The 23,406-nt window shown below is 51.5% G+C and carries 23 protein-coding genes and 3 tRNA genes; 18 read left to right on the forward strand and 8 right to left on the reverse strand.

Going from position 1 to position 23,406, the window contains the following annotated elements; all coding sequences use genetic code 11:
* The first annotated feature begins 16 nt into the window (after nucleotides 1-16).
* The 6 genes from QET40_RS07265 to QET40_RS07290 all read left to right on the forward strand — a co-directional run bounded on the left by QET40_RS07265 (nucleotide 17) and on the right by QET40_RS07290 (nucleotide 4,442).
* The gene (locus QET40_RS07265; RefSeq protein ID WP_280126506.1) at nucleotides 17-910 is read left to right on the forward strand and encodes a TetR family transcriptional regulator; all 894 of its coding nucleotides are present in this window, start codon (nucleotides 17-19) and stop codon (nucleotides 908-910) included.
* Between the two features lie 295 nt (nucleotides 911-1,205).
* On the forward strand, nucleotides 1,206-1,661 hold the full coding sequence (locus QET40_RS07270) for a GatB/YqeY domain-containing protein (protein WP_280126507.1): 456 nt from the start codon (nucleotides 1,206-1,208) through the stop codon (nucleotides 1,659-1,661).
* Between the two features lie 56 nt (nucleotides 1,662-1,717).
* Nucleotides 1,718-2,392 (forward strand): 2-C-methyl-D-erythritol 4-phosphate cytidylyltransferase, encoded by a 675-nt coding sequence (ispD, locus tag QET40_RS07275; RefSeq protein ID WP_280126508.1) that lies wholly within the window; start codon nucleotides 1,718-1,720, stop codon nucleotides 2,390-2,392.
* A 15-nt stretch (nucleotides 2,393-2,407) separates the two neighbouring features.
* A complete protein-coding gene (locus tag QET40_RS07280; protein WP_280126509.1) occupies nucleotides 2,408-3,301 on the forward strand; it encodes an NAD-dependent epimerase/dehydratase family protein in 894 nt (297 codons plus the stop codon).
* Nucleotides 3,295-3,747 carry a rhodanese-like domain-containing protein gene (locus tag QET40_RS07285; RefSeq protein ID WP_280126510.1) on the forward strand — a complete coding sequence of 151 codons (453 nt, stop codon included), beginning with the start codon at nucleotides 3,295-3,297 and terminating at the stop codon, nucleotides 3,745-3,747. Before QET40_RS07280 ends, QET40_RS07285 begins: the two co-directional genes overlap by 7 nt.
* Nucleotides 3,744-4,442 carry a hypothetical protein gene (locus tag QET40_RS07290; protein WP_280126511.1) on the forward strand — a complete coding sequence of 233 codons (699 nt, stop codon included), beginning with the start codon at nucleotides 3,744-3,746 and terminating at the stop codon, nucleotides 4,440-4,442. The genes QET40_RS07285 and QET40_RS07290 overlap by 4 nt, the downstream gene beginning before the upstream one ends.
* Nucleotides 4,443-4,459: 17 nt before the next feature.
* Here QET40_RS07290 and QET40_RS07295 read toward each other — a convergent pair whose 3' ends face one another.
* Genes QET40_RS07295 through QET40_RS07305 form a run of 3 tightly spaced genes read right to left on the reverse strand, consistent with a single transcriptional unit; the run spans nucleotide 4,460 to nucleotide 7,062 of the window.
* The gene (locus QET40_RS07295) at nucleotides 4,460-5,923 is read right to left on the reverse strand and encodes a 5'-nucleotidase C-terminal domain-containing protein (RefSeq protein ID WP_280126512.1); all 1,464 of its coding nucleotides are present in this window, start codon (nucleotides 5,921-5,923) and stop codon (nucleotides 4,460-4,462) included.
* Between the two features lie 18 nt (nucleotides 5,924-5,941).
* Nucleotides 5,942-6,535, reverse strand: a complete 594-nt coding sequence (gene aat, locus QET40_RS07300) for a leucyl/phenylalanyl-tRNA--protein transferase (RefSeq protein WP_280126513.1) — start codon at nucleotides 6,533-6,535, stop codon at nucleotides 5,942-5,944.
* 32 nt (nucleotides 6,536-6,567) lie between these two features.
* On the reverse strand, nucleotides 6,568-7,062 hold the full coding sequence (locus tag QET40_RS07305) for a hypothetical protein (RefSeq protein ID WP_280126514.1): 495 nt from the start codon (nucleotides 7,060-7,062) through the stop codon (nucleotides 6,568-6,570).
* A gap of 92 nt (nucleotides 7,063-7,154) precedes the next feature.
* Between QET40_RS07305 and thiD the strand changes: the two genes are divergently transcribed.
* On the forward strand, nucleotides 7,155-7,964 hold the full coding sequence (gene thiD, locus QET40_RS07310; RefSeq protein WP_280126515.1) for a bifunctional hydroxymethylpyrimidine kinase/phosphomethylpyrimidine kinase: 810 nt from the start codon (nucleotides 7,155-7,157) through the stop codon (nucleotides 7,962-7,964).
* A gap of 98 nt (nucleotides 7,965-8,062) precedes the next feature.
* On the opposite strand, the gene QET40_RS07315 is transcribed toward thiD, so the two are convergent.
* From QET40_RS07315 to QET40_RS07325, 3 genes are all read right to left on the reverse strand, one after another.
* Nucleotides 8,063-8,138: transfer RNA gene (locus tag QET40_RS07315), tRNA-Lys, on the reverse strand.
* A 23-nt stretch (nucleotides 8,139-8,161) separates the two neighbouring features.
* Nucleotides 8,162-8,237, reverse strand: a tRNA-Lys gene (locus QET40_RS07320).
* Between the two features lie 36 nt (nucleotides 8,238-8,273).
* Nucleotides 8,274-8,348: transfer RNA gene (locus QET40_RS07325), tRNA-Thr, on the reverse strand.
* 187 nt (nucleotides 8,349-8,535) lie between these two features.
* On the opposite strand from QET40_RS07325, the gene QET40_RS07330 reads away from it, so the two are divergent.
* The 7 genes from QET40_RS07330 to pepT all read left to right on the forward strand — a co-directional run bounded on the left by QET40_RS07330 (nucleotide 8,536) and on the right by pepT (nucleotide 16,468).
* Nucleotides 8,536-9,123, forward strand: coding sequence for a hypothetical protein (locus QET40_RS07330; RefSeq protein ID WP_280126516.1), 588 nt, complete (start codon nucleotides 8,536-8,538; stop codon nucleotides 9,121-9,123).
* A 241-nt stretch (nucleotides 9,124-9,364) separates the two neighbouring features.
* Nucleotides 9,365-10,531 (forward strand): pyridoxal phosphate-dependent aminotransferase, encoded by a 1,167-nt coding sequence (locus QET40_RS07335; RefSeq protein WP_280132878.1) that lies wholly within the window; start codon nucleotides 9,365-9,367, stop codon nucleotides 10,529-10,531.
* A gap of 216 nt (nucleotides 10,532-10,747) precedes the next feature.
* Nucleotides 10,748-11,818, forward strand: coding sequence for an alanine--glyoxylate aminotransferase family protein (locus QET40_RS07340; RefSeq protein ID WP_280126518.1), 1,071 nt, complete (start codon nucleotides 10,748-10,750; stop codon nucleotides 11,816-11,818).
* 30 nt (nucleotides 11,819-11,848) lie between these two features.
* Nucleotides 11,849-13,102: a DUF1015 family protein gene (locus tag QET40_RS07345; RefSeq protein ID WP_280126519.1), complete on the forward strand. Its 1,254-nt coding sequence runs from the start codon at nucleotides 11,849-11,851 to the stop codon at nucleotides 13,100-13,102.
* Between the two features lie 163 nt (nucleotides 13,103-13,265).
* A protein-coding gene (gene prfB / locus QET40_RS07350; protein WP_345783060.1) for a peptide chain release factor 2 occupies nucleotides 13,266-14,388 on the forward strand; the annotation gives its coding sequence in 2 pieces (ribosomal slippage) (nucleotides 13,266-13,352 and nucleotides 13,354-14,388; 1,122 coding nt in all).
* 52 nt (nucleotides 14,389-14,440) lie between these two features.
* On the forward strand, nucleotides 14,441-15,160 hold the full coding sequence (trmD, locus tag QET40_RS07355; protein ID WP_280126521.1) for a tRNA (guanosine(37)-N1)-methyltransferase TrmD: 720 nt from the start codon (nucleotides 14,441-14,443) through the stop codon (nucleotides 15,158-15,160).
* Between the two features lie 69 nt (nucleotides 15,161-15,229).
* Complete coding sequence (pepT, locus tag QET40_RS07360) at nucleotides 15,230-16,468, forward strand: peptidase T (protein WP_280126522.1); 1,239 nt, start codon at nucleotides 15,230-15,232, stop codon at nucleotides 16,466-16,468.
* An 88-nt stretch (nucleotides 16,469-16,556) separates the two neighbouring features.
* Here pepT and QET40_RS07365 read toward each other — a convergent pair whose 3' ends face one another.
* On the reverse strand, nucleotides 16,557-17,783 hold the full coding sequence (locus tag QET40_RS07365) for a saccharopine dehydrogenase family protein (RefSeq protein ID WP_280126523.1): 1,227 nt from the start codon (nucleotides 17,781-17,783) through the stop codon (nucleotides 16,557-16,559).
* A 306-nt stretch (nucleotides 17,784-18,089) separates the two neighbouring features.
* On the opposite strand from QET40_RS07365, the gene QET40_RS07370 reads away from it, so the two are divergent.
* The 4 genes from QET40_RS07370 to QET40_RS07385 all read left to right on the forward strand — a co-directional run bounded on the left by QET40_RS07370 (nucleotide 18,090) and on the right by QET40_RS07385 (nucleotide 21,500).
* A complete protein-coding gene (locus QET40_RS07370; RefSeq protein ID WP_280126524.1) occupies nucleotides 18,090-18,812 on the forward strand; it encodes a prepilin-type N-terminal cleavage/methylation domain-containing protein in 723 nt (240 codons plus the stop codon).
* A gap of 80 nt (nucleotides 18,813-18,892) precedes the next feature.
* Nucleotides 18,893-19,666, forward strand: coding sequence for a prepilin-type N-terminal cleavage/methylation domain-containing protein (locus QET40_RS07375; protein WP_280126525.1), 774 nt, complete (start codon nucleotides 18,893-18,895; stop codon nucleotides 19,664-19,666).
* A 59-nt stretch (nucleotides 19,667-19,725) separates the two neighbouring features.
* Entirely contained in the window at nucleotides 19,726-20,751 is a 1,026-nt protein-coding gene (locus tag QET40_RS07380) for a prepilin-type N-terminal cleavage/methylation domain-containing protein (protein ID WP_280126526.1), read from the forward strand.
* A 56-nt stretch (nucleotides 20,752-20,807) separates the two neighbouring features.
* Complete coding sequence (locus tag QET40_RS07385; protein ID WP_280126527.1) at nucleotides 20,808-21,500, forward strand: hypothetical protein; 693 nt, start codon at nucleotides 20,808-20,810, stop codon at nucleotides 21,498-21,500.
* Between the two features lie 134 nt (nucleotides 21,501-21,634).
* Here QET40_RS07385 and QET40_RS07390 read toward each other — a convergent pair whose 3' ends face one another.
* Nucleotides 21,635-23,098 carry a hypothetical protein gene (locus QET40_RS07390; protein WP_280126528.1) on the reverse strand — a complete coding sequence of 488 codons (1,464 nt, stop codon included), beginning with the start codon at nucleotides 23,096-23,098 and terminating at the stop codon, nucleotides 21,635-21,637.
* Between the last annotated feature and the right edge of the window lie 308 nt (nucleotides 23,099-23,406).

The raw sequence follows: 23,406 nt of genomic DNA on the forward strand, positions 1-23,406 counted from the left end.
CTATTCCCAAGAAGATATGCCAATCAGGAGTGACGGAGAAGAGACGAGAAGCAGGATTCTCAGGGCGGCCGGAGAGGAATTCGGACGGAGAGGGTTCTACCATGTAACGAACCAGGATATTAGTGTAAAGAGCGGGGCTAATAGTGCCGCAATCAGCTATTATTTCCGGGATAAGGCGGGATTGTACCGGGAGGTCTGGTCTTTTCTGCAGGCGCGGTCGGCAGAGATCCATCTGTATTGGATGCTTCACGATTGTGCGGATGTGGCAGCTATGGCTCCTGCGGAATTAAAGGAACGTTTTGTTCAGTTGGCGGGAAGTCTTCTGGACTGGATACTCGACGGCGATTCCTGGGATAGCGAGATCATGGCGTATGAACGTGAAGCTTCTACGGGATTAATTGATGTGGATTGCGATGCCGTGTGTTCTCCCCTGAAGAAAGAATTGTGCCGTGTCTGGTCTGCTGCGTATTCGCTGGAGGAGGGAGATTCTGCCGCCGCTCTCAGGATCGAGATGCTGGAAGCTGATATCAGGATATGTTGCCGCAAGGGGCGTGAGTGGAATTTGCACTGGGATCGCGATGCTATTTTTGATTGTGCGGTGGGTTCCTATTTGAAGGATTTTCCGGAAGAGAGCAAGTGGGGAGGGGATGAGGAGCCCCCCGTTCGCAGGAAATCGGTTCGTCGTACCCAGGCATCCAGGGACGATGTGTCGCAGTTGGAGCTCGGTGTGACGGATGAGGTGGATCCCTTTGAGTTGAAACCCGTGACATTGGAAGACTTATCGCACATGGCACGTTTGCAGGAAGCAGCCCGCCAAAAGGAGAAGGAGGAGAGGATGATTGAAGAAGATGCGCCTCCGATTGTACGAACGGATTCCGACCATTCGTTTTTCCAGACGGAATTGTTTTAATGCTTCTCCGTGTTACCGGGATGACACGGTACCTCTGCTGGAGGATGAACGTATTGCCTTCCGGTTGTGTCCAACCCATATCAGTTGGATAATCCCGGAGGAAGGAGAGAGCTTTCGGGGTTTTGGAAGAGATTGAACTGATTCATAGGTAGAAAGTTGGAAAAACGCCCGCATGTGAAAATCGCATGCGGGCGTTTCTCTGGTAACCGGTTCGTGTTGCCAGGGGCGCATTTCCTTTGTTTTCCGTGAAGAAGTCTTGAATTGCGGCTCTGTATTGTATTGAATAGCGACTGTTATGAGTAAGATGTCCGAACAGATTATCTCTGGGATGAAAGATGCCATGAAGGCCAAGGATTCCATTGGATTGAACACGCTAAGGAGTTTGAAGGCTGCTTTGACGAATGCTGCGATTGAAAAGGGTAGTTTGACGACCGTTCTGGATGCTCCGGAGGAATTGGCCGTTGTCCGGAAGCAGATCAAGCAACGCGAGGATTCCGTGGAACAATATGAAAAGGCCGGACGTTCCGACTTGTCCGAAAAGGAAAAGGCCGAAATTGCCATTTTACAGCAATTTCTTCCTCCTGCCATGAGCGAGGCAGAAGTTACTGCTCTTCTGGATGCCGTGATTGCGGAAACGGGAGCTTCATCCAAGAAGGATATGGGCCAGGTAATGAAACTGATGAAAGAACGTACGGAAGGCAGAGTGGATGGGAAGACTCTTTCCAGCCTCATCGGGGCCAGACTTTCCTGAGCAATCCCTGTTTTTGCACTGAACAGAAATGACTTTCCGAAGGTCTAAACTATCCCGTGATTGATTGTTCCGCTATTATTGTAGCTGCAGGCAGTTCTCGCAGAGCTGGGTTTGACAAGCTCATGGCTCTGTTGGACGGTACTTGCGTATTGCGCCGGAGCCTGGAGGTTTTTCTGGAGTGTCCGCTCATTCGCGAGGTTGTGCTTGTTTGCCCGGAGGATCGTTTTGTACGGGTGATGGAGGGAGAACGGCCCGGCGTGCCGGTGAGGCGTGTGGATGGAGGAAGCGAACGTTGTTTTTCCGTGCTTGCCGGTTTGTCTGCTTTGCAGGGGGAATCTCCTTTGGTTGCTATCCACGATGGCGCCAGGCCGTTGCTTCGTCAGGAACATTTGATGAATTGCATTGAGGCAGCTTCGGTACATGGGGCTGCGGCCAGCGCTCATCCTGTTGTCGATACGTTGAAACGTGCCGACGACGTGCATTTTTCACAGGCAGAGTTTATTGACAGGGAACATCTGTGGGCGATGGAGACTCCGCAGGTATTTGATGTGGCTCTGATTCGCGAGGCGTATCGGCATGTTCTTGAAACGGGTGATTTAGTGACGGATGAAGTGTCCGCGTTGGAACATATGGGACGGGCGACCTTTTTGGTTCAGAATCCCTGGCCCAATCCGAAAATTACATTGCCGGGAGACTTGGCAATGGCGACGGCTCTGCGAGCCATGATCTGACCTACTGATGCAGCCATGAATATTTCCCCAGTTCCAAAAAATAGCGTACTTGTGATTGGCACCGGATATTTGGGCTCTTCGCTTGCTCTTGAATTGAGGGAAAGAGACCATTGTGTCGTGACGGCGGATCTTCAAGGGGAACGGGCGGATTATAAGGCTGATGTCCGGAATCCTGTTGAATTGCAACGATTGAAAAATGAATTGCAGGGAAAGGGCTTTTCTCCGTCATGGATTGTGTACAGCGTTAGTACTCGGGGCGGGAGTGTCGATGAGTACCGGAGGATTTACGTGGAAGGTGTGTCGAATTTGGTGCGGTTGTTTCCGGAGGCCCGGTTGTTTTTCTGTTCCAGTACGGCTGTGTACGGAGTTGCGGATGGAGCGTGGGTGACGGAGGAGCATTCCGCAAACCCCGTGCGTCCGCAGTCCCGCGTTCTGCTGGACGGCGAGTTGATCGTCCGCAAGGCGGGTGGAGTAGTTGGCCGGTTGTCGGCCCTATATGGTCCCGGTCGTTGTGTGCTTGTGGAGAAGTATATGCTCCAGGGGGAAGCTTTGCCGGGAGACCCGGATAGGTGGGTGAACTATGTTCACCGGGATGATGCCGTGTCTGCGATGATTCATTTGATGGATGCAGCCATTCCCGGAGGGTGTTTCAATATTACTGATATGACTCCGATGCGTTTGCGGGAGGTTTATGCCTTTCTGAGCCGTTTGGTTGACAGGCCGATGCCTCGTTTTACGGAGGCTCATCCCTCGTCGCGGAGAGGGATGACTAATCAAAGAATTTCCTGTTCTCTTTTAATGTCTCAGGGCTGGGAACCCCTGTACCTGAGCGTAGTAGATGGAGTACACAATGTCCTTGAGGATTTGGAAATGAAAAACGACGATCTTTTCCCGGTGAGATCATGCTAGAAAAAAAGCTCTATATTTCCCCTTATCTGATCATGGTCGTTGTTTTGTCGATCGTGTTTATTTGGAGCAAGGAGGAAGAACGTTCCAAGACGAATGGCGAAATTACGGAGATTGATAAAATTGTTCGTTCGCAGATTAAGGATGAATTTGCAGACGAAGGGTTTTTGCTGGTCGATGTGCGGACGGGGGGGGAATTCAATGCCAGCCATTGTGATGGGGCGATTAATATTTCCTGTGAATCCGTAGGTAATATATTTCCCATGATGATGCCTCGCAAGGATTACCCGGTGTTTGTCTATTGCAAGACTGGCAAACGAGCGGAACTTGCCCGGGAGAATTTACTGAAACTGGGGTACAAAAAGGTCACCAACCTTAACAAACTCAAACAGTCCCTTCAGGAAAAAGAAGAGTTGTTCGAACCCGAACGCCCTCCAATTCAGAGATGAATATCTTGTTTGTCAAAAACGCCGTATTTTATGTCGGCGGTTATACTTTGGTCAGGAATACCCTGTTGACCGGAGGTCTGGCTCTGGCTTTAGCTCTTCCATCAATGGCTGCCGGGGAGGAAACGTCCGACGGAAAGACTGAAGCAGGTGTGGCGGCTTCTCCCGAGCAGATGATGGCTTTGCAGAGATGTATGAACGATGCTGTTTTCGAATCGATTCATTATCGCCTGACTCTTCATTGCGAAACCTCAGAGGAAGAGGGTATTCCCGGTCCGTACTCGGAACGCATGTTGGAAATGGAAGTGAATGCCATGGCTTCGTTGAATATGGAAGGCGTACCGGACGATGTTCTCAAGAACCATATCAAGGATTTGAAGATTACACGGCAGCTTTTGGAGGCTGTGCCCGGCAATGTTCCGCGGAAAACCCTGGAGCGTTTGAAGACGGAAAAAGAGAAGGCTTCTGCAGAAGGGGATGACCTTCTGATTAAGTACGGGTTTACGGAGGATGTCGTCTCCGGAATTTTCAAGAAATACTACGCGTTGATTTTGGAGAGGATCGACCAAGTGATGCCCCAGGCGATGAAGGAACTGGGCTATACCGACGATAATCCCCCTCAGACCGAAGACGAATTGGAACGCATAGGTCAGAAGGCGGCTCTGATGATTCTGGAGAGCCCGGATTTCAAACGCTGAGTTCTTGTTTCCGTCTGTTAATCGGGCTTGTACGTGATCGTAGAGCGAAGCGGCTTGGAATCCTGGGCGACGGTCTTTCCTTCGATGTAGTCGATGATGGCCTGCCGGACGGTGATTTTTACTGGTCGTGCCTCCTTTTTGTTTGGAATGCTATAGGTAGATAGGAGGTAATTTGATACGGCTACCTGGTAGGAACGGGGTGTGTCGTCGGGGGACTTGCCGGAAGGCAGACGAAGGGTGATGGAGGGGGGAGTCTCATTGGTGATGTGGTAGGAGAGCCCGGAACAATAGAGGTCGATTCTGGGTGAAAGGGGAAAGCGTTGCCGATCAATGGCAAGTCGGTTGAGGATCATGTCTCTGATCTCCTCTTCCGTCATGGTACAAAGGAAGATTGTATTATGGAAAGGTTCTGCCGCATAGATGTGGTGGGCGGTGATAGGTCCCTTGGGGATTTCATTAATGCGAATACCCCGGATGTTATAAAAAGCTATGTCGGCTCCCGTTGCCTCTTTCATAGCATCGCAGGTGAGTTCCGCAAGGTGTGGAGGATCCAGTCTGGTCGCCGCCGTGGCAATTTCTCGTTGGGTGTTGTTGGCTTGTTTGATGGAGTCGACCAGGGTTTGAAAGTGTTTGTCCTTTGCCGGATAGGTGGCAAGTTCGGTAAGGCTGTTTGATATTTCTCCCTGAGGGGAGATTGTTGTGACGCCTGCGTACTTCAAATTGCAACCCGTCTGGGTGATGACGACACCGTTTTCAATGAGGGGGGCGAGAAGGGCCGTATGCGTGTGCGCTCCGATGATGAGGTCGATTTCCGGAAAATGTCGGGCGATTTCAGTGTCTTTGTTGACTCCCATATGACTGACAAGAATAAGAAGATCGACGTTATGATTTTTTTTGAAATTGCGAATCCAGGAGTCGGAAGGCATGTGGAAGGAAGTTCCTCCGAGTTTTTCTCGGGAACAGCTTTCCGCGTTCGTCAGGCCGATAATACCGATGTTGATTCCTCCCAGTGGAAAGAGGATATAAGGCTGGTACAGATCCCGGAGTGTTCGTCTTCCTTGCATGTCTGAGCTCAGGAAATGAAGGGACGGGTACTGGTGTGCCGCCTGGCGGCAGATGGCTTCGAATTGGTCGCAGCCGTAGTCGAAAGCATGGTTGCCGGGGACCATGACGTTGTAGCCCAGTTCTCCCATTAATTGCATGATCGGCCATCCGGGGGAAGGCGCATCGTCAATACAGGGATCTCCCGAAAATTTGTCGCCGGCATCAATCAGAAGAACGTTTTTATGCTGGTTCCTGATATTCTGGACGAGAGATGCCAGTTGAGGAAAATTGTCGATAGAGGCGTGGATGTCGTTGGTAGAGACGATCGTAATGGGTTCCCGGGGTTGGGTGGATGCATATCCGGAGGTATGAAGAACGGCGAAGAGGAATGCCAGAAAGAACAGGAACCTGAACTTATATAAAAAACGAGAGGACATATTGGTTTAGGGGGAAAATTAGATGTTGTTGTCTATAATGGCTGCGTGCAGGAGGCGGAGGTATTTTCTTCTGGGTATTTCAAGAGTTCCGAAGGTGGCTAGGTGAGGTGTTGTCCACTGGGTGTCGAGCAGGGTAAAATTGTTGGATCTCAGGAAACGGACTAGGGCAACCAGTGCAATTTTACTGGCATCTGTTTTGCGGTGAAACATGCTTTCCCCGAAAAAGGCCCTGCCGATAGCGACTCCGTAAAGGCCGCCTTGGAGTCCTTCGGCATCCCAGCATTCCACGGAGTGGGCGAAGCCGAGTTCGTGGAGTCGGCAGTAGGCTTGGTTGATTCGGGAATCGATCCATTGCTCCTCCGGTTTGTCGGCGCGGGCGCATGCGGAGATGACACTGGGGAAGTCGGTGTCCATGCGGATTTCGAAGGGTTTTTTCTTCAAGGTGCGGCGAAGACCGTGCGGGATGTGGAAACGTTCGTCAAGCGGGATGATTGCCCGGGGATCCGGAGAGAAAAATTCAATGGGAGAAGCCGGCCCGGCAGTCGGGTTGGCCATGGGGAAGTACCCTTCGCAGTAGGCGGAGAGCAGGGTTTCCGGGGAGAGGGAATCCATGGTGAGCGGAGAAGAGGAAATGGGAAGAAGCTTCAGGTCTCGTCCGAAAAATTGAGGTTATCCTTGATTTCTTCTTCGAGGAAGGCGAGGGCATCGCGGCGGTCCAGCGTGATTTGTTTTCCCCCATCCAGAATTGCCAGCAGGCCGGGGCGGAGAGAAAGAAGGGCGTGCATCATGGTAAAGACATGACCGAGAGCACAATCGTCTTCCATGGTAAAGATCAGCATCTGGGTATATGAGCCGATGGATTGGAGGGCACGGCGGTCTTTTTTGAAAGCTTTGCGGGCATCTACGATCTGGACTTCCCACCAGACGTCGAATCCGGATGCTCCTTGTTCGTCAAGGCATTCCCCTTCGATGATACCGTCCGGGAGGGTTTCCAGTTTTCCGGATGACTTGAGACGGGCACATGAGTCCATCGTAAACATATCGTCCTGAAGTTCATCCAAAGTAGGAAGTGCTCCGGGTTCTGTAAAAATCCAGAATTCGGGGAGGTCGTCGGTATCGGTATCCGGGTGTGGCTGCATGTTGCCTTGACGATACCATGAATGGTTTGATTGTCCACGGTGTGGAATTGTTTTTTTGATGCATTCCCGGAAAAATATGATAGAAGGAAAGTATGGACAATTATTCTCAGCACGTACTTGATGCTCCTCCTGTTATTCTGACGGTGGCGGGGTCCGATTGCTCTGCCGGGGCCGGGTTGCAGGCGGATCTCAAAACGGCGCACACCCTGGGGGTGCATGCGTTGACGGCAGTGACCTGCGTTGTATCCGAAGTGCCTGGACAGGTGCATGGTATCCAAGAAATGGAGACGAGCATGGTGGCCGACCAGGTGCGTTTGTGTCTGTCTTCTTTTCCGGTGAAGGCGATCAAGACGGGAATGCTGTATTCCCCCCAGATTGTCAGTGTTCTTGCCGCGGAATTGTATGAATGGAAGTTGCCGCTGGTGGTTGATCCGGTCATGATTGCTACGGCAGGCAGCCCGCTAATGATGCAGGAGGCCATCGAAGTGTATGAAGCGGAGTTGATGCCTTTGGCGACGCTTTTAACTCCCAATCTTGATGAGGCGGCGGCCTTGCTGGGGTCTTCTCCCATTACCGAGCCTGACCAGCTCAAGGATGCCGCCAGTGAGATGGCATACCGTTACAAATGCGCCATTTTGTTGAAGGGCGGTCATTTGGAAGGAGAATGTATCGACGTTCTTGTTGGCCAAGACAGCCGTGTTTACGAATGGAAGCATCCCAGGATTCCGGATGTAAGTACGCACGGTACGGGATGTACTCTTTCAGCTGCGATTACGGCATCCCTGGCCAAAGGCATGCCTCTTCCTATGGCGGTGGAAACGGGGCTTGATTTCGTGTACAATGCGATCGCCGACTATTACCGCTGGATGTTGCCGCGCCAGGTTGATGCCCTGAAGGTTTGACAACGTTGCCTTGGGTAGGTCTTGTTCAATCCTATGAGAATTATCTAAAGAAAATCCCCCTTCGGTCTGAAACAGAGCGAAGGGGGATTTGAGAAATCTGGTACCCCCTCACGGGTTCGAACCGTGGACAAACTGATTAAGAGTCAGCTGCTCTACCAACTGAGCTAAGGAGGCGTTGATGGTTACGGATCGGCGGATGGTACCCCCTCACGGGTTCGAACCGTGGACAAACTGATTAAGAGTCAGCTGCTCTACCAACTGAGCTAAGGAGGCATGTATCCGCCGGTCTCACGACCGGGTTGCACTTCATGGAGCCACTGGTCAGGATTGAACTGACGACCCACGCATTACGAATGCGTTGCTCTACCGCTGAGCTACAGTGGCGTCTGGCGTGAAGCGTGGCAGGAATTAACCACAGCACCCCAACCGATGCAAGACTTTTTTTGCTGGCATTGTAAAAAAATTGATCGACAAGATTGTGAAAATGGGCAAAATAACCTACTGCCCTAAAAAGATGAGTTACTTAAGTATGCAGGCCGAAAGGAATGTGTGATTTGTATGTTTTTTGGGTGTGACATTAGATTTGCTGGACAGGGCGGGGGATGTTAGTGTTTATGTCGATAATTACGAACGACCCCTTTACTACTTACTCGACAAACAGATGAAGGCTTATTACATTTTCCAGCAGGCAGACGAAGCAACGATTAGTGACATTCTGGATTGGATGCGCAATCGGGAACGCGCCATTTACCGCGCTGCCGTGCGTGAACTGGGTGCCCTGAAGAAGTTGCGCCCCCAGTATATTCAGCAAAAGCCTCTTCAGGAGCAGTTCCTTTTCTTGAAAAAAATGCTTTCCTGGAAGCCCAGCGAGGAAATTGGCGACCACCTTCTTCAGGTGTGGCTGCTTCGCAAGCATGAATCCATGCTTGTAGATTTCCTGAACACTCTTGGCATTGAGCACAACGGTCATGGTGTCGTGGATGTCTTGCCGGATACGTTGGATCAGGAGAAACTTCAAAAGGCGGTGGATCAGTTGTTTGAAAAATACCCTGCCGGGGTTGCTTCAGTGTATCTTCAGATGTTCCAGTTGCAGACGGAGGAAGGTTGGGACGAATTGGCTGATGTTCTGGCGAACGATCCCCGCGTGACCATTCGCTGATTGTTTTCCTTCTTGCAAGTAATCATTGATTTATGGAGCCGTTTTGCCGTGTGCGAAACGGCTCCTGTTTTTATTGGCGGAGGCGAATAGAAGGGGAACCGGGGGGCACGTATGCTTCCCTTTGTGAAATTTCAGTATTGTTCTTGCGGAAGACGAGTGAATGGCGTATGTTTTCAACGCCCTGGCGGAGGGCGGGGGTCGCTTTCCGCAAACGGGCGAATACCACCAAGCACTAAGACTTATGGATATGATTTCCCCCCGCATTGCCAGCCTCACTCCTTCTCTGACTTTGAAGGTGACCAACCGTGCCAAAGCCATGAAGGCTGCGGGAGAAGAGGTTTATGGACTGGCAGGTGGCGAACCCGAAATGGACACGCCTGAATTTATTAAGCAGGCTGCCATTGATGCCCTGAACAACGGCCAGACCAAGTATACTCCTTCGTCGGGCCTCCTCGCTCTTCGCGAAGCCATTTCCGAAAAACTCCAGAAGGAGAACGGTCTGACATACGAGCCCACGCAGATTGTTGTCAGCTGCGGAGCCAAGCATGCTTGTTTCAACGCAATTAACGCCCTGGTAAGCGAAGGAGATGAAGTGATCATTCCCGCTCCCTACTGGGTGAGTTATCCGGAAATGGTGCGCATGGTCGGCGGCATCCCCGTGATTGTTGAAACGACGCCGGAAACCGGATGGAAGATGACGGTCGAACAGTTCGAAGAAGCGATGACTCCCCGTACCAAGATGGTGATCGTCAACACGCCGACCAATCCGACGGGGGCCGTCTATACTGAGGAAGAGCTTAAGGCTATTGGCGAACTTGCCGCCAGCGAAGACATCCTCATTCTTTCCGACGAAATTTACGAGCACCTCGTGTACGGAGATGCCAAGCATGTCAGCATTGCTTCCCTTAGCCCGGAAATCTATGACTTGACGGTAACGGTCAACGGATTTTCCAAGGGATATTCCATGACCGGTTGGCGGCTTGGCTACACGGCGGCTCCCAAGGAAATTTCCAAGGCGATTCAAACGATTCAGGATCACACGACATCCAATGCCTGTACATTCGCCCAGTACGGCGGTATTGCTGCCTTGAAGGGCGATCAGAGTTTTATCTCCGACATGCGGGACGAATATGATATGCGCCGCCAGTATGTTTATGAACGCCTGAAGGCCATTCCGAACATCAGCGTCGTGGAACCCCAGGGGGCATTCTACTTCCTCGTTGATACGAGCAAGATCGGTTTGACCTCCCTGAATCTGTGCGACAAACTTCTGGAACGCTACAAAGTGGCTGCCATACCGGGTGTTGCCTTCGGTAATGACAAGAGCCTCCGCATTAGCTATTGCACCACGCTGGACATTCTCAAAGAAGGTCTTGACCGCTTTGAAGAATTCTGCAGGGCGCACTAAGGTTGCCGGATATGATTTTCCAAGAGCCTTTCCCGTGGGGGGAGGGCTCTTTTTTATTTTTAAAAATATTTGATTTTCTCTTGAATCGGCAATATCCCGTTTTTGTCGATGAAGCCCTTTGACCGGACTCAGTAATATTTTTGTGTTGTGTCATCTTCGCAGACAAGACGCGGAAAGTGTGGTAACTATGTGTTATCCCCGTACCCCATCAACATTATGAGAAAGAAATTATATATCCCCGGACCTACCGAAGTGGCCGAAGATGTGCTGGCTAGCCTTGCCGGCCCTATGATTGGACATCGTTCCAAAGCGGCTTCTGAGCTGCAGAGGGGTATTTCCGACAAACTTCGCAAGGTTTTTCTGACAGAGAATGAGATTCTTCTTTCCACTTCCTCTGGTAGCGGATTGATGGAAGGCGCCGTCCGTTCCTGCACGGCGAAAAAAGCGGCTGTTTTTTCAGTGGGGGCGTTTGGAGACCGCTGGTACAAGATGGCTGTAGCCAATGGCGTACCGGCCGATATTTTCAAGAGCGAACTTGGCCGGGCCACGACTCCCGAGATGGTAGACAAAGCTTTGGCGACCGGCCAATACGATACGATCTGCGTGACGCACAATGAAACGGCTACCGGTATCATGAACCCGGTGGAAGAAATCGCGGAAGTTATGAAGAAGTATCCCGATGTGGTCTGGTGTGTCGATGCGGTGAGTTCTGCTGCCGGAACCCGGATTGATACCGACAAACTTGGTATCGACATTCTGATTACGTCCACGCAAAAGGCTTTGGCTTTGCCTCCCGGCATGGCGGTTTGCACTCTTTCCTCCAAGGCGTATGAACGGACGGCACAGGTGCCGTGCCGCGGCTTGTATTTCGATCTTCGTGAACTCTACGATTTTATCCAGAAGAAGGATTACCAGTACCCGTCCACTCCGAGTCTTCCTTTGATGTATGCGATGAATTACCAGTTGGAACGCATCATGAAAGAAGGTGTGGAAAACCGCTGGGCTCGTCATATGGCTATGGCTGATTTTACCCGTTCCTGGGCTGACGAGTACTTTTCCGTGTTCCCGGACCGCCGTTATCTTTCCAATACATTGACGGTGATTACCAATACGCGCGATATCAATGTAGGTGACCTGAACAAGGCTCTCGGAGAACGCGGTCTGCAAATCGGCAACGGGTATGGTGCTTTGAAGGACAAGACGTTCCGTATTGCTCACATGGGTGAACTGACTATGGATGACATGAAGGAAGTGACGTCTGCCATTGCGGACATTCTGCATCTGTAATTCCGGGCAAAGCCTTTCATTTATTTGCGTATGGCTACGATACGTCCCTTTGCCGCGTTGCGGCCTCCGACAGATATGGCGGAGCAGGTGTCCTGCCTGCCCTACGATGTAATGAATCATCGTGAGGCTGTTGCCATGGCGGCCGGGAGGCCGACGTCGTTTTTGCATGTCTGCCGCCCGGATGTGGATCTGGCAGACGAGTCCCTGATCCATGCTCCGGAAGCCTATGCCTTGGGACGCGATCATTTGCAGCGTTTTGTACGGGAAGGTATTTTGGTCCGCGATGCCAAGCCCTGTTTTTATATCTACCGCCAGATCATGAACGGGCGGGTGCAGACAGGTATTGTCGGTTGTGCCTCCGTGGACGAATATTTGTCCGGAACGATCAAAAAGCATGAATTGACCCGCCACGAGAAGGAATTGGATCGCATTTGCCATTTCGATGCCTGTTCGGCCCAGACGGAACCCGTTTTTCTTGCTTACCGAAAACATGAGGGGATTTCCGCTTCCGTGCGGGAATGGATCAAATTCCACAAACCGGATTACCAGTTTACTTCCGGAGACGGGGTTACGCATATTCTGTGGCCCGTCGATGATGATGCGGTGATCGAAGCGATCCGGCGGGGATTTGAAGAAGTCGGTGAACTCTATATTGCCGATGGTCACCACCGGACGGCTTCCAGTGCGGCGGTTTCCGCCAAGAGGCGGCAGAGTCATCCTGACTATTCGGGGCAGGAGGAGTTCAATTACCTGATGGCGGTGGTGTTCTGCGACGAAGACCTCTTCATCATGGATTACAACCGTGTGGTCAAAGATCTTGCCGGTCTGGACAAGGAGGCTTTTCTTGAACGTCTCTCCGATGTGGCCGATGTTCGCCTCGAGGAATCGCCCTCCGGATATGCTCCGTCGTCCAAGCACGAATTCGGCATGTACCTGGACGGTTCCTGGTATTCTCTGAAGATCAAACCGGAACTGGTAGACGAAAGCGATCCTATCGAGAGCCTGGACTGTGCCATCCTGCAACAGCTGGTATTGCGGCCTATCCTCGGTATTGACGACCCTCGCACGGATGAACGCATCGATTTTATCGGCGGTATCCGTGGGTTGGAGGAATTGGAACGCCGTTGCCAGTCTGGGGAAATGCGTGTAGCTTTTTCTTTGTATCCGGTGACGATGGAGGATCTGTTCCGCGTGGCGGATTCCGGCATGATCATGCCTCCGAAATCGACGTGGTTCGAGCCGAAGCTGCGCAGCGGCCTGTTTGTTCACGAGTTCGAAGACTGAACGCTTCTTTTTCCTGAAAGAAGATTGTCCGTTTTTTGAGATGCCGGACGGAGGACTGGAGTTCTGCCGTCCGGCTCTTGTTTTTTTGAAGAGGATGCATCCTCACGTCATCCGGGATTTTGGGCTTTTTTCCCTGAACGGGATCGGGTAGGTTCCTCCGCGTATGGATACGACACCACACGCTGCTGATCTCTCGGCGCTCGACACGGCTGCTTTACGCAGTCGTCTTTCCGAGCTCGGGAGCTATCTTTGACTTGGATGGCATTAAACAACAGGTTGCGGAACTCGATGAAAAAATGAGCGCTCCCGATTTCTGGGATAACCCGGAAGCGGCACGGGCTCTGATGGCTCGGGTGAATCCTTTGAAAAGAAGGCTGGAAGCATTCCAGGGGCTGGAAAGCAAACTGGACGACGTTGATGTCATGATCGAATTTGCCCATGAGGATGAAAACGATCATTCTCTGACGGAAGAAGCCGTACGCGAATATGCGGCATGGCAGAAGGCTCTCGCCGATTTCGAACTGCTGACTCTGCTCAACGGAGAACATGACCAGGCTGGTTCCTACATCACGATCCATGCCGGGGCGGGTGGTACCGAAGCCTGCGACTGGGCCAGTATGCTGCTCCGTATGTATATGCGCTGGTGTGAACGCAGGGGGTATGAAGTTACTGTGATGGAAAGTACGGATGGAGACGATGCCGGTATCCGTTCCGTCACTCTGAAAATCGATGGAGACTACGCGTACGGCTACTTGAAGAACGAACGAGGCATTCACCGTCTGGTACGCATTTCCCCGTTCGACTCTGCCGGTAAGCGTCACACTTCATTTGCATCGCTGGATGCTACCCCGATTGTTGACGACACGGTCAACATTGAAATTCTTGACCGCGACATCAAACTGGATACTTACCGTTCCGGCGGCAAGGGTGGTCAGAATGTCAATAAGGTGGAAACCGCCGTTCGCATTACGCACATTCCGACGGGCATTATCGTTGCCTGCCAGAACGAACGCAGCCAGCTTCGCAATAGGGAAGAAGCCATGAACATGTTGAAGGCCAAACTGATTCAGCTGGAGGAAGATCGCAAGCGTTCCGAAGCCGACCGCCAGTACAGCGAGAAGGGCGACATTGCCTGGGGAAACCAGATCCGTTCCTACGTCTTCCAGCCCTACCAGATGGTCAAGGATTTACGCACGGGTGAGGAATCCGGCAATATTCAGGATGTGATGGACGGCAATCTCGACCCCTTCATCGAGGCGATGCTGCGCGGTCAGAAACGCGGTTAATTCTTCCTGGGCAACCAACGATTCAAATATTAACCAATCATCCTTTTCCGCCGTGGCTGAACCATCTCTTCAAATCGATGTGCTGACCCTGTTTCCCGAGATGGTGGAAGCGCCTCTTGGTGAGAGTATTCTGGGCCGAGCCCGGCAGAAAGGGCTGATTGAGATCCAGGCGCACAATATCCGCGACTGGACGACCGACAAGCACCGCAAGACGGACGATTACCTGTGTGGCGGAGGGCAGGGCATGCTGATGAAGCCCGAACCGATTTTCGCCGCTGTTGAAGCATTGCGTCGCGCGAACACGCGTGTGGTGCTGATGACGCCGCAGGGCAGGGTGTTCAACCAGGGAATTGCCCGAGAGCTTTCCGTGGAGGGAGGTCACTTGATTATTCTTTGTGGTCATTACGAAGGAGTCGATCATCGGGTGGTCGAGCAACTGGTGGACATTGAGCTTTCTATCGGCGATTATATTTTAACCAATGGCGCTATTGCTGCTGTGATCGTTATTGACGCTGTAGCGCGCCTGATACCCGGGGCTTTGGGTGATGAGCGCTCTCCCGTGGACGAGTCTTTTGCAGACGGTCTTTTGGAAGCCCCGGCTTACACCAAGCCCAATGTGTTCCGCGACATGGCTGTGCCGGATATCCTCCTGGGAGGCAACCACCCTGCCATTGAAAAATGGAAGCATGCGATGTCATTGGAGCGGACGCGTACGAATCGTCCGGATCTTTATGAGGCATGGGTGAAGAACCACGGTGGTGAGGCTAGATAGATAACCCCGGATTGCGTTACGCAGAGAAATCTTGGAATGGCCGTGGTTTTGGTGTAGGGAGGCATGGATATGAGTTCTGTTGTAAAGCGTTTTTTGAATTATGTACGGATTGATACGCAATCCGTTCCCAATGCAGGAGTGATTCCCAGTAGTGAGAAGCAGAAGAATCTCGCATTCCTGCTTGCGGATGAGTTGAAGGAACTGGGGGTTGTCACCGTTTCCGTTGATGAGTCCGGTACCGTTTATGCGTCGATTCCTGCCTCGGCGGGTATTGAGAATCTGCCCTCAATCGGATTTATAGCGCACATGGATACTTCTCCCGCCGTATCCGGCAAGGATGTCCGGGCTCGCATTGTTTCGAACTACGACGGTGGTGACATTGTGCTGAATGAAGCACAGAGGATTGTGCTTTCTCCGGTGGATTATCCGGAAATGCTCCAGTACAAGGGACAGGATTTGATTGTCACGGATGGTACGACCTTGCTGGGAGCGGACGATAAAGCGGGCATTGCCGAGATTATGACTATGGTGGAGACTCTGATGAACCGCCCGGAAATCTCTCACGGCGAAATCAAGATTGCCTTTACCCCTGATGAAGAGGTCGGGCATGGTACTGATGCTTTTGACGTAAAGCGTTTTGATGCGGATTTTGCCTATACGGTCGATGGCGGTCAGCTGGGTGAGATCGAGTATGAAAATTTTAATGCCGCCAGTGTTAATCTAACGATTTCCGGGAAAAACATTCATCCCGGCTATGCCAAGGGCAAGATGAAAAATGCCTTGTTGATGGCGATGGAATTCCAGCAAATGCTGCCCGTGTTTGACAATCCCTCTTTTACAGAGGGTTACGAAGGCTTTTTTCATTTGGAAGCCCTGTCTGGTACGGTGGAACAGGCCCGGGCGGAGTACATCATCCGGGATCATGACCGCAATTCGTTTGAAACCCGGAAGGAATGCATCCGTTCCATTTGCTCTTATCTTAACGACAAGTATGGCGAAGGTGCGTTTACCGCGGAAATTGAGGATAGTTACTACAATATGAAGGAGAAGGTTGCCCCCTATCCCTTCCTGATGGATCATGCCAGGCAGGCTATGATAAATCTTGGCGTTGAAGCGTCCATTGTCCCTATTCGCGGCGGTACGGACGGAGCCCGGCTTTCCTTCATGGGACTTCCCTGCCCGAACCTGTGTGCCGGCGGACATAACTTCCACGGACGCTTTGAATACGTTCCCGTCCAGTCCTTGGAAAAAATTTCCGATATTCTTGTGGAAATAGTCCGTCTCTTTGGCACGGCGGGTGGTGTTTGATTCCTTTTTTAAAAGCCGTAAATACCTCGCAAAAGGGCGTATCCGGAGATCCCGGATACGCCCTTTTCCTTTGGGGTTGGTTGAATTTTTACTTGGTGACGGTGAGGGATTTTGCCTGTTCCTCCGTCAGTTCGATGCAAGTCCAAGGAAGCCCCCGGAGGTTGAGTTCCTCCATGAAGGGATCGGGATCGTTCTGTTCCATGTTGAAGACACCCTTGCCGCCCCACTTGCCCTCGAGGATCATGCGGGCTCCAATAGCGGCGGGTACTCCGGTCGTGTAGGAAATAGCCTGGGAACCGACTTCGCGGAAGCATTCCTCGTGGTCGCAGATGTTGTAAATGTAAACGGCTTTGAATTGACCGTCCTTGATACCGGTGATGACCGTGCCGATACAGGTTTTGCCGTGCGTCGTTTTGCCCAGGTCTCCCGGATTGGGGAGAACGGCCTTCAAAAACTGAAGAGGGACGATTTCCACGCCGTTGTACACGACCGGGTCGATACGGGTCATGCCGACATTCTGCAGGACCTCAAGATGCTTGAGATAGTTCGGAGAAAAGGACATCCAGAACTGAGCCCGGCGGATAGTGGGGATGTGCTTCACGAGGCTTTCCATTTCCTCATGGTACATACGGTAGATTTCGTAAGTACCGACGCCGTCCGGACAGGAGAATGTCTGGTGGAGACTCATCGGAGGGGTGGTTGTGAAATTACCGTTTTCCCAGTGGCGGCATTCGGCTGTGACTTCGCGGATATTAATCTCCGGATTGAAGTTGGTGGCAAAAGCCTGTCCATGATCTCCGCCGTTGACATCAATGATATCCAGCGTGTGGATTTCGTCGAAATGGTGTTTGAGAGCCCAAGCCGTGAAGACATTTGTTACGCCCGGATCGAAACCGGAACCGAGCAGGGCGTAAAGCCCGGCATCGCGGAAGCGATCCTGGTAGGCCCACTGCCAGGAGTATTCGAATTTGGCGACATCAAGCGGTTCATAGTTGGCCGTGTCCATGTAGTGGACACCTGCCTGGAGGCACGCTTCCATGAGGTTCAGGTCCTGATAGGGCAGGGCGACGTTGATGAGCAGCTTGGGTTTGACCGTCCGAAGAAGGGCTGTCGTTGCTTCGACATCGTCCGCATCAATGGCGTGCGTGGTGATGTCACGGCCGGTGCGAGCCTTGACGTCCTCTGCAATGGCGTCGCATTTGGCAAGAGTTCTGGATGCCAGATGGATTTCATGGAAGATGTCAGAAAGCTGGGCACATTTATTGGCGACGACATGGCCGACTCCGCCGGCTCCGATGATCAGAACGGTATTCATGTTGGATGGATAGATCAGAAATAACGGGTATGCGGGGTATCCTCCAGCCGGAGGAGTTCCTGCGAACACGCACCCAACAAAAAGGAAAATCCCGGTAATTGCAATACAAGAATTGTCGACATAGTGTCACAGAGGGAAAGGCCCCGTCTTCCCATCTTCTTCCGGAAGGACTCCGGAAAACGAATTTTTATTCTCCGGGGCCACTTTACGTAAAAAATGATTGCGGGATTGCCCTTGGATTAGTAGCATGAATGAAATCTGACCTTTTTGCTATTCCCTATGTTCTCTAAAAAAAATCTCCCCCGTTTGTCACGTTGTGGTTTTACGTTGGTGGAACTCATTGTCGTTGTGGCGATCATAGCCATTATGCTTTCTCTTGGAGGCAACATGTTAAAAAATGTCGGGCAGGGGCAGGGACTCGAAGCATCTGTTCAGATGCTGCAGGATACGGTGCGTGAAGCGCGCCTGGAAGCCATCGGCAAGACGACATGGTCGCGAGTGGTTCTTGTCAGCAATCCGGACGACGATTCTCCGAAGACGAAGAATCTGCACTATCTGATCGTCATGTACAAGGAACCGATGCGTATGACTCAGGCGACTTCCATCGACGACGGAGAATGGAAGATGTCCGGACGCGGTCGGTATTTGCCGAGCGGATTTTTTGTCAGCCCTAAATACAGTACTCTCCTGAAGACGGAGAAAAACGTCAATGATGCCATGTTCCGCAATAACAAGGAATTCAAGGATTTGACGGACAATATGCGCATTTCTAACAAGGGTAATTCAGAGATCTTTTATCTCGAATTCGATCCGCAAGGCCGTTTGACGGAGCCTGCCCGTCCGACTCGTCTGGTGGTTATCGGCGGAGCTCCGGACAAGAACGCCAGTTCCGACAACTTCGGCATTCGTCCCTATCCCGTTAATCCCAAGACCAAGCTGCCGACCTCGGCTGCCGGTATTGTGGTATGGCCCAAGGGCAACATCAGCATGTTGCGTACGCCGGAACAGATGTTTGCCGATTTCAAGTAATTATCGGATTGGACACGGTTAAAAACTGAAATTATACTACCTTGAAATTCCCGCCTCCTTCTCTCAACTATTATTTCCATATGAAGCCGAAATCACACAAAGGGTTCACTTTGACGGAAACCGTTTTAGCAATCGGTATCGTCGGGGTTTTGCTTGTCGTCTTTGTTGCCATGTTCTTTCCGGCGCGCAGGTCTGTCCAGGCTGCGTTGACCATTCAGGAATCAGACCGTATCGTCAAGACTCTGACGTCGGAACTGAATACGGTTCGTCCCGACGAGCGTGCGGCGAGCAATGTTCGTATTTCCACGCGCTACAAATACACCAGTGCGTTCGACAAGGCTTTCTATTGGATGTTGTTTACGTCCAAGCCCGAGACGACAATCCTGATTTACAATTACCGTGGGGATTTGAACAAGCCCCTCCGTGAAGACGGCACCTACCAGCCGGCTGCCAACGGCGTCGGTGTTCCCGGTTCCAATACGGTTTTGATCCCTGCTTGTACGCTTGCTTCCAATAAATTGCGTTGGGAAGACTTCCGTGCGACAGTGGGACCGGTATTTGCCGTGAGGATGACACAGCTTGTCGTCGATCAACGCGGCACCCAGTTCCAGTATATGCTGAACTCCAAGCCCGGCGTTATCAGCAATCCTTATGACTACAAGAGAGTGATCAACAAGCCGGAGGATTATGTCTATGAGCCGGGCAATAAACGCTATCCTGCCTGGGGAGCGGAAGTGATGTATTACGCCGAGTTCTTCCAGCTCAACTCTCCGTCTCCTGAACGCATGGTCGGCATGAACTGGGGACAGTTGAAGAATCCCGTGTTTTCCCGGAATCTCGTTTTCAGACGATAATGGTTGGGAAGTCATCGACGAAAAGAACGTATTAAGATTGTTTTTTGCTCCTATAACCTATGAAAAATATTATTTTCAAGAGTGTCCGCCGAGGTTTTACTTTGGTCGAACTGATGGCAGCCATGGCCATTACCAGTATCCTGATTGTGGTGATTGTTTCTCTGACGGCACGCGGGATTGATATCTGGCGCATGGTCATTCAGGATGTCCGTACGACGGGCCAGGCAAGAATGGCTATGGATACCATGATGCAGGATTTGGAATCCATGCAGGTGCGAGCCGGTAATAATTATCAGTGGCTGGATGTGCAGAGAGATGATACTCTAGGTACCAAATCTCTGAAAATGGGTCCCAAGGGAGCTCAGTTTTCCAATGCTGCTCGTTTGATTTTCTTCACGACGGCTATGGATCGCAATGCGGCCATGTTGAGTGGAGAAGCCCGGGTTTACAATTCCCGAATGGCCTCCCATCGGCAGACGGTGGGCGATGTTAACTGCGTGGCGTACAAGCTGGAATACCGTGACCAGATTCTGAACCGTGATGCCGAAGAAGGGAAGGGCGTTCCCGGATTCCCCGTGTATGCCCTGTACCGTAATCTCGTGCCTGCGTACAAGACTTTTGACGATCTGCTGGGCAAGACGGATCTGTACCAAGCTTATAGGAGGTATCAGGCCGACGAAGCGAGGCCGATGAACTTCCTCGTGGAAAATATTGTCGAAATGACGTTGATTTTCGATGTTGAATACCGGGACCGCCAGGAAAGTGGTCAGCAGAACAGCACGGCCTGGATTGAAGTCCAGCCCGTACCGATCATCGCTACCGGCGTTGCCAAGAGCGGATCTTACCGCGAGCTTGAGATTTTCGGTAATCGTATCAATGCCGAAAGTGTCGGCGGGCGCAACAGCAAAATGCTTTATGGTACGGTGATCGGTGTGACGATCAATCTGACGGTTGTGACGGATGAAGGCATGGTTCTTGTGGATCAAGTGCGCCAGGGAAACCGCGCCCTTCCCAAACCGGAGGATTTCTTCCGTCGTTATACGCGTTCGTTCAGCCAGAAGGTTGAAATCCCCAAACCCAACTGATGCATTTGAGCGGAACTATATTTTCAGGTCCGGGGGAGGCTGTTAATTTGCCTCCCGTGGACCTTTTGCTTCTGTGGCGCGATCCCGTTGCCCGCACAGGCGAGGAAGCAATGGCGGCCGACGAGGTTCTGCTGGAATGGGATGAATATTCCGTCATGCGGGTCTATGAATGGAAGGAACCGACGGTGACCTACGGCTTCTTCGACAGTGAAGAAGAAGCTTCCCGTATTTTTCCAGATCCCGGACTTCATTTTGTGAGACGCTGGACGGGCGGAGGGATTGTCGATCATCGTGCCGATATTCCTTTTACCCTTGCTTTGCGTTCCTGCGACCGAGAAGGACGTCCGCAAAGTGCTGCTTTGTACCGATGGATCCATGGTGGTCTTGCACGGGTACTGAGGAGTTGCGGCGTGGAATGCGTGTTGCTTGATGGAGATGCTCCCGATGGGGGACGGGCTTGTTTTTCCAGTCCGGTGACCAGCGATTTGGTGTTGCCCGACGGTTCCAAACTTGCAGGAGGTGGCCAGAGGCGTGCCAAATGCGGTGTTTTGCATCAGGGGAGTATCCAGAATTGTACCTTGCCGGAAGGATGGGATTTGCAGTTGGCTGAGCGTCTTTCCCTGGATGTGAAGCTGTTATCCTCAATTGAGCCTTTCCCTGGTTTTCAGGACAAGGTTGACGAGCTTGTCCGTACCAAATATGCCACGGAAGCATGGAGGTATGGAGGACATCGCAGGCCTCATCATTAGTATTGTCGCGTTTGGGCCGAGATAGCCAGTAAAAGGAGATTTGCATCTCAGAGAAGGCCCGTAAACACACAAGGACCGTTCCGACGTTTGTTGAGGAACGGTCCTTGTGTGTTTTGGGTGATGGATTTCCGGGATCAGTTTGTTTGGAACTGAACCTTGTCCCGGCTTACGGGCATGCCGTGTTCGCAAAACCAGGGGAAGAGGTCCTTGCCGGCAGCAATGCTCATGATGGCGACTGCATCGTCCAGAGAATAGCCGTGTTTCAGTTTGGCAGGTACATATTTGCGCTTGGCCTGGAAGTATTTGGCGAGGAAGTCGGGATTGTCCTTGCGGAGCTGCTCAAAGACCCAGAAGGATTTACCCCAATTGACGGCTCGTTGTTGTCCCGGATCCAGTTTTGGTGCACTGTCCGGTCCGTTGCCGTTCAAATCGTACAATTTCATTTCGGGATCCACTGCGAGAGCAGGCTTGATAGTGTTGGCGATGCGTTTGGCTGCTTCCTCGGGATATCCCTGATCTCCCATGACGAGGTCTCCGACATAAGTGGCAATGGGTTCATTCCAATAAGGTTCCGCATGAGGGTGTACCCAGGAGTGGACATTTTCATGGGTAATAAATTCGATCATGCTATCTTCCCTTTCCGGGAAACCTCCCCAGAAGACGGCTAGTCCGATATGGCGACCATTGGAATACCCTCCTCCTCCCGTTGCGAGCAGGCCCACTTCGCTTGACATGCCGGGAGAGAGTGGAACACCCATGAATTTCTCAATACTCGGACGGCATCGGGTATCCATTTTGATCATAGCTTCTGCGCTGGGGGCCAGATAGTCGCTCCAGTGATAGACGAGTGAACCGACTTGCCGGGAATTGTCCGTACGGACAAGATCTCCTCCATCCACTTTTTGATCCAGGTTGACTTGGCGGCCTGAACCCAGCCGGACGAGAAGTCCGTTGATCCATTCATTGTTGATAGATCCTTCTTTTTTCTGAGAACGTTGGCCGAAGAGAGTGGATGATGCGGCCAGGACTTTCCCATGGCCTACTTTTTTTTCTGCCAGGACGGGAACTCCATCGGCATTGACAACGAGAGGTTGCCACTCTTCCGGCTTGCTGAATGTGAGAGTAAATCCGTTGGGTGACTCGATCTCTCCGGAAAGTCCGGAATTGGCCGTGAAACTCAGCGGTGCTTTGCCGGAGGCGCCGAATTGTACATCGAAGACGCCGGCTATGGCGTTTTGCTGTTTGCTGCCGGGGGACCCCATGATGACAAGGCCACCTCCGTTTTCGACGAATTTTTTCACGATGGCTTTGTCGTCATCGGTGTAGGGGACTTTGTCGTCACAAGCCGGGAGGATGAAGACGTTGGCATTGTCGAGTTGCAAATTTTTGAGAGATCTCCAGTTGTTGACACCGTTTTGACCGGGTTTCATGTAGTGGTGCAGAAAGGTCCCGAAACCCGTGTAGAAGGAATAGCCGTGGGTAAGGTCAACGACGACGGACAGAGGGGAAGACGATGTTCCCGTACCAGTGGTGGTAGTGCCGATTGCCGAGGTAACTGCCAGTAGGGGCAGGATGAGAGATAGAAAGAAACTTTTCATGACTCTCCTACTTACGTAAGAGGAAATGGACTTCTTTCACAATCCTTTTTTCGGAGACAGACTAAGGGAAACAGGCTATTGACACGATTTTATGTGTCGGAATGACATGTAAAATAGGGGGGATGATCGGATGGGAATCTTTCAAAAAACTGTTTAAGTAATTTTTCCATAGCCAGGAATTAAAAAATATATTTCCGATGTATTTACGTTTTTTGATTTTTTCTGGATATGTAGATGATTCGTAAATATATTAGATCACTCGTTTTTAGTATATTATTGTAATTTCAAAAACTTGATTTTTTGTTTTA

It is taken from the genome of Akkermansia sp. N21169 (genome assembly GCF_029854675.1).
Classification (GTDB): Bacteria; Verrucomicrobiota; Verrucomicrobiia; order Verrucomicrobiales; family Akkermansiaceae; genus Akkermansia.

What these genes read in the sequence shown, in the direction of transcription:
- QET40_RS07265 (WP_280126506.1), top strand. Translation starts at nt 17, where the DNA reads ATGCCAATCAGGAGTGACGGAGAAGAGACGAGAAGCAGGATTCTCAGG.
- QET40_RS07270 (WP_280126507.1), top strand. Translation starts at nt 1,206, where the DNA reads ATGAGTAAGATGTCCGAACAGATTATCTCTGGGATGAAAGATGCCATG.
- QET40_RS07280 (WP_280126509.1), top strand. Translation starts at nt 2,408, where the DNA reads ATGAATATTTCCCCAGTTCCAAAAAATAGCGTACTTGTGATTGGCACC.
- QET40_RS07285 (WP_280126510.1), top strand. Translation starts at nt 3,295, where the DNA reads ATGCTAGAAAAAAAGCTCTATATTTCCCCTTATCTGATCATGGTCGTT.
- QET40_RS07290 (WP_280126511.1), top strand. Translation starts at nt 3,744, where the DNA reads ATGAATATCTTGTTTGTCAAAAACGCCGTATTTTATGTCGGCGGTTAT.
- QET40_RS07295 (WP_280126512.1), bottom strand. Translation starts at nt 5,923, where the DNA reads ATGTCCTCTCGTTTTTTATATAAGTTCAGGTTCCTGTTCTTTCTGGCA.
- aat (WP_280126513.1), bottom strand. Translation starts at nt 6,535, where the DNA reads ATGGATTCCCTCTCCCCGGAAACCCTGCTCTCCGCCTACTGCGAAGGG.
- QET40_RS07305 (WP_280126514.1), bottom strand. Translation starts at nt 7,062, where the DNA reads ATGCAGCCACACCCGGATACCGATACCGACGACCTCCCCGAATTCTGG.
- thiD (WP_280126515.1), top strand. Translation starts at nt 7,155, where the DNA reads ATGGACAATTATTCTCAGCACGTACTTGATGCTCCTCCTGTTATTCTG.
- QET40_RS07335 (WP_280132878.1), top strand. Translation starts at nt 9,365, where the DNA reads ATGGATATGATTTCCCCCCGCATTGCCAGCCTCACTCCTTCTCTGACT.
- QET40_RS07340 (WP_280126518.1), top strand. Translation starts at nt 10,748, where the DNA reads ATGAGAAAGAAATTATATATCCCCGGACCTACCGAAGTGGCCGAAGAT.
- QET40_RS07345 (WP_280126519.1), top strand. Translation starts at nt 11,849, where the DNA reads ATGGCTACGATACGTCCCTTTGCCGCGTTGCGGCCTCCGACAGATATG.
- pepT (WP_280126522.1), top strand. Translation starts at nt 15,230, where the DNA reads ATGAGTTCTGTTGTAAAGCGTTTTTTGAATTATGTACGGATTGATACG.
- QET40_RS07365 (WP_280126523.1), bottom strand. Translation starts at nt 17,783, where the DNA reads ATGAATACCGTTCTGATCATCGGAGCCGGCGGAGTCGGCCATGTCGTC.
- QET40_RS07375 (WP_280126525.1), top strand. Translation starts at nt 18,893, where the DNA reads ATGAAGCCGAAATCACACAAAGGGTTCACTTTGACGGAAACCGTTTTA.
- QET40_RS07380 (WP_280126526.1), top strand. Translation starts at nt 19,726, where the DNA reads ATGAAAAATATTATTTTCAAGAGTGTCCGCCGAGGTTTTACTTTGGTC.
- QET40_RS07390 (WP_280126528.1), bottom strand. Translation starts at nt 23,098, where the DNA reads ATGAAAAGTTTCTTTCTATCTCTCATCCTGCCCCTACTGGCAGTTACC.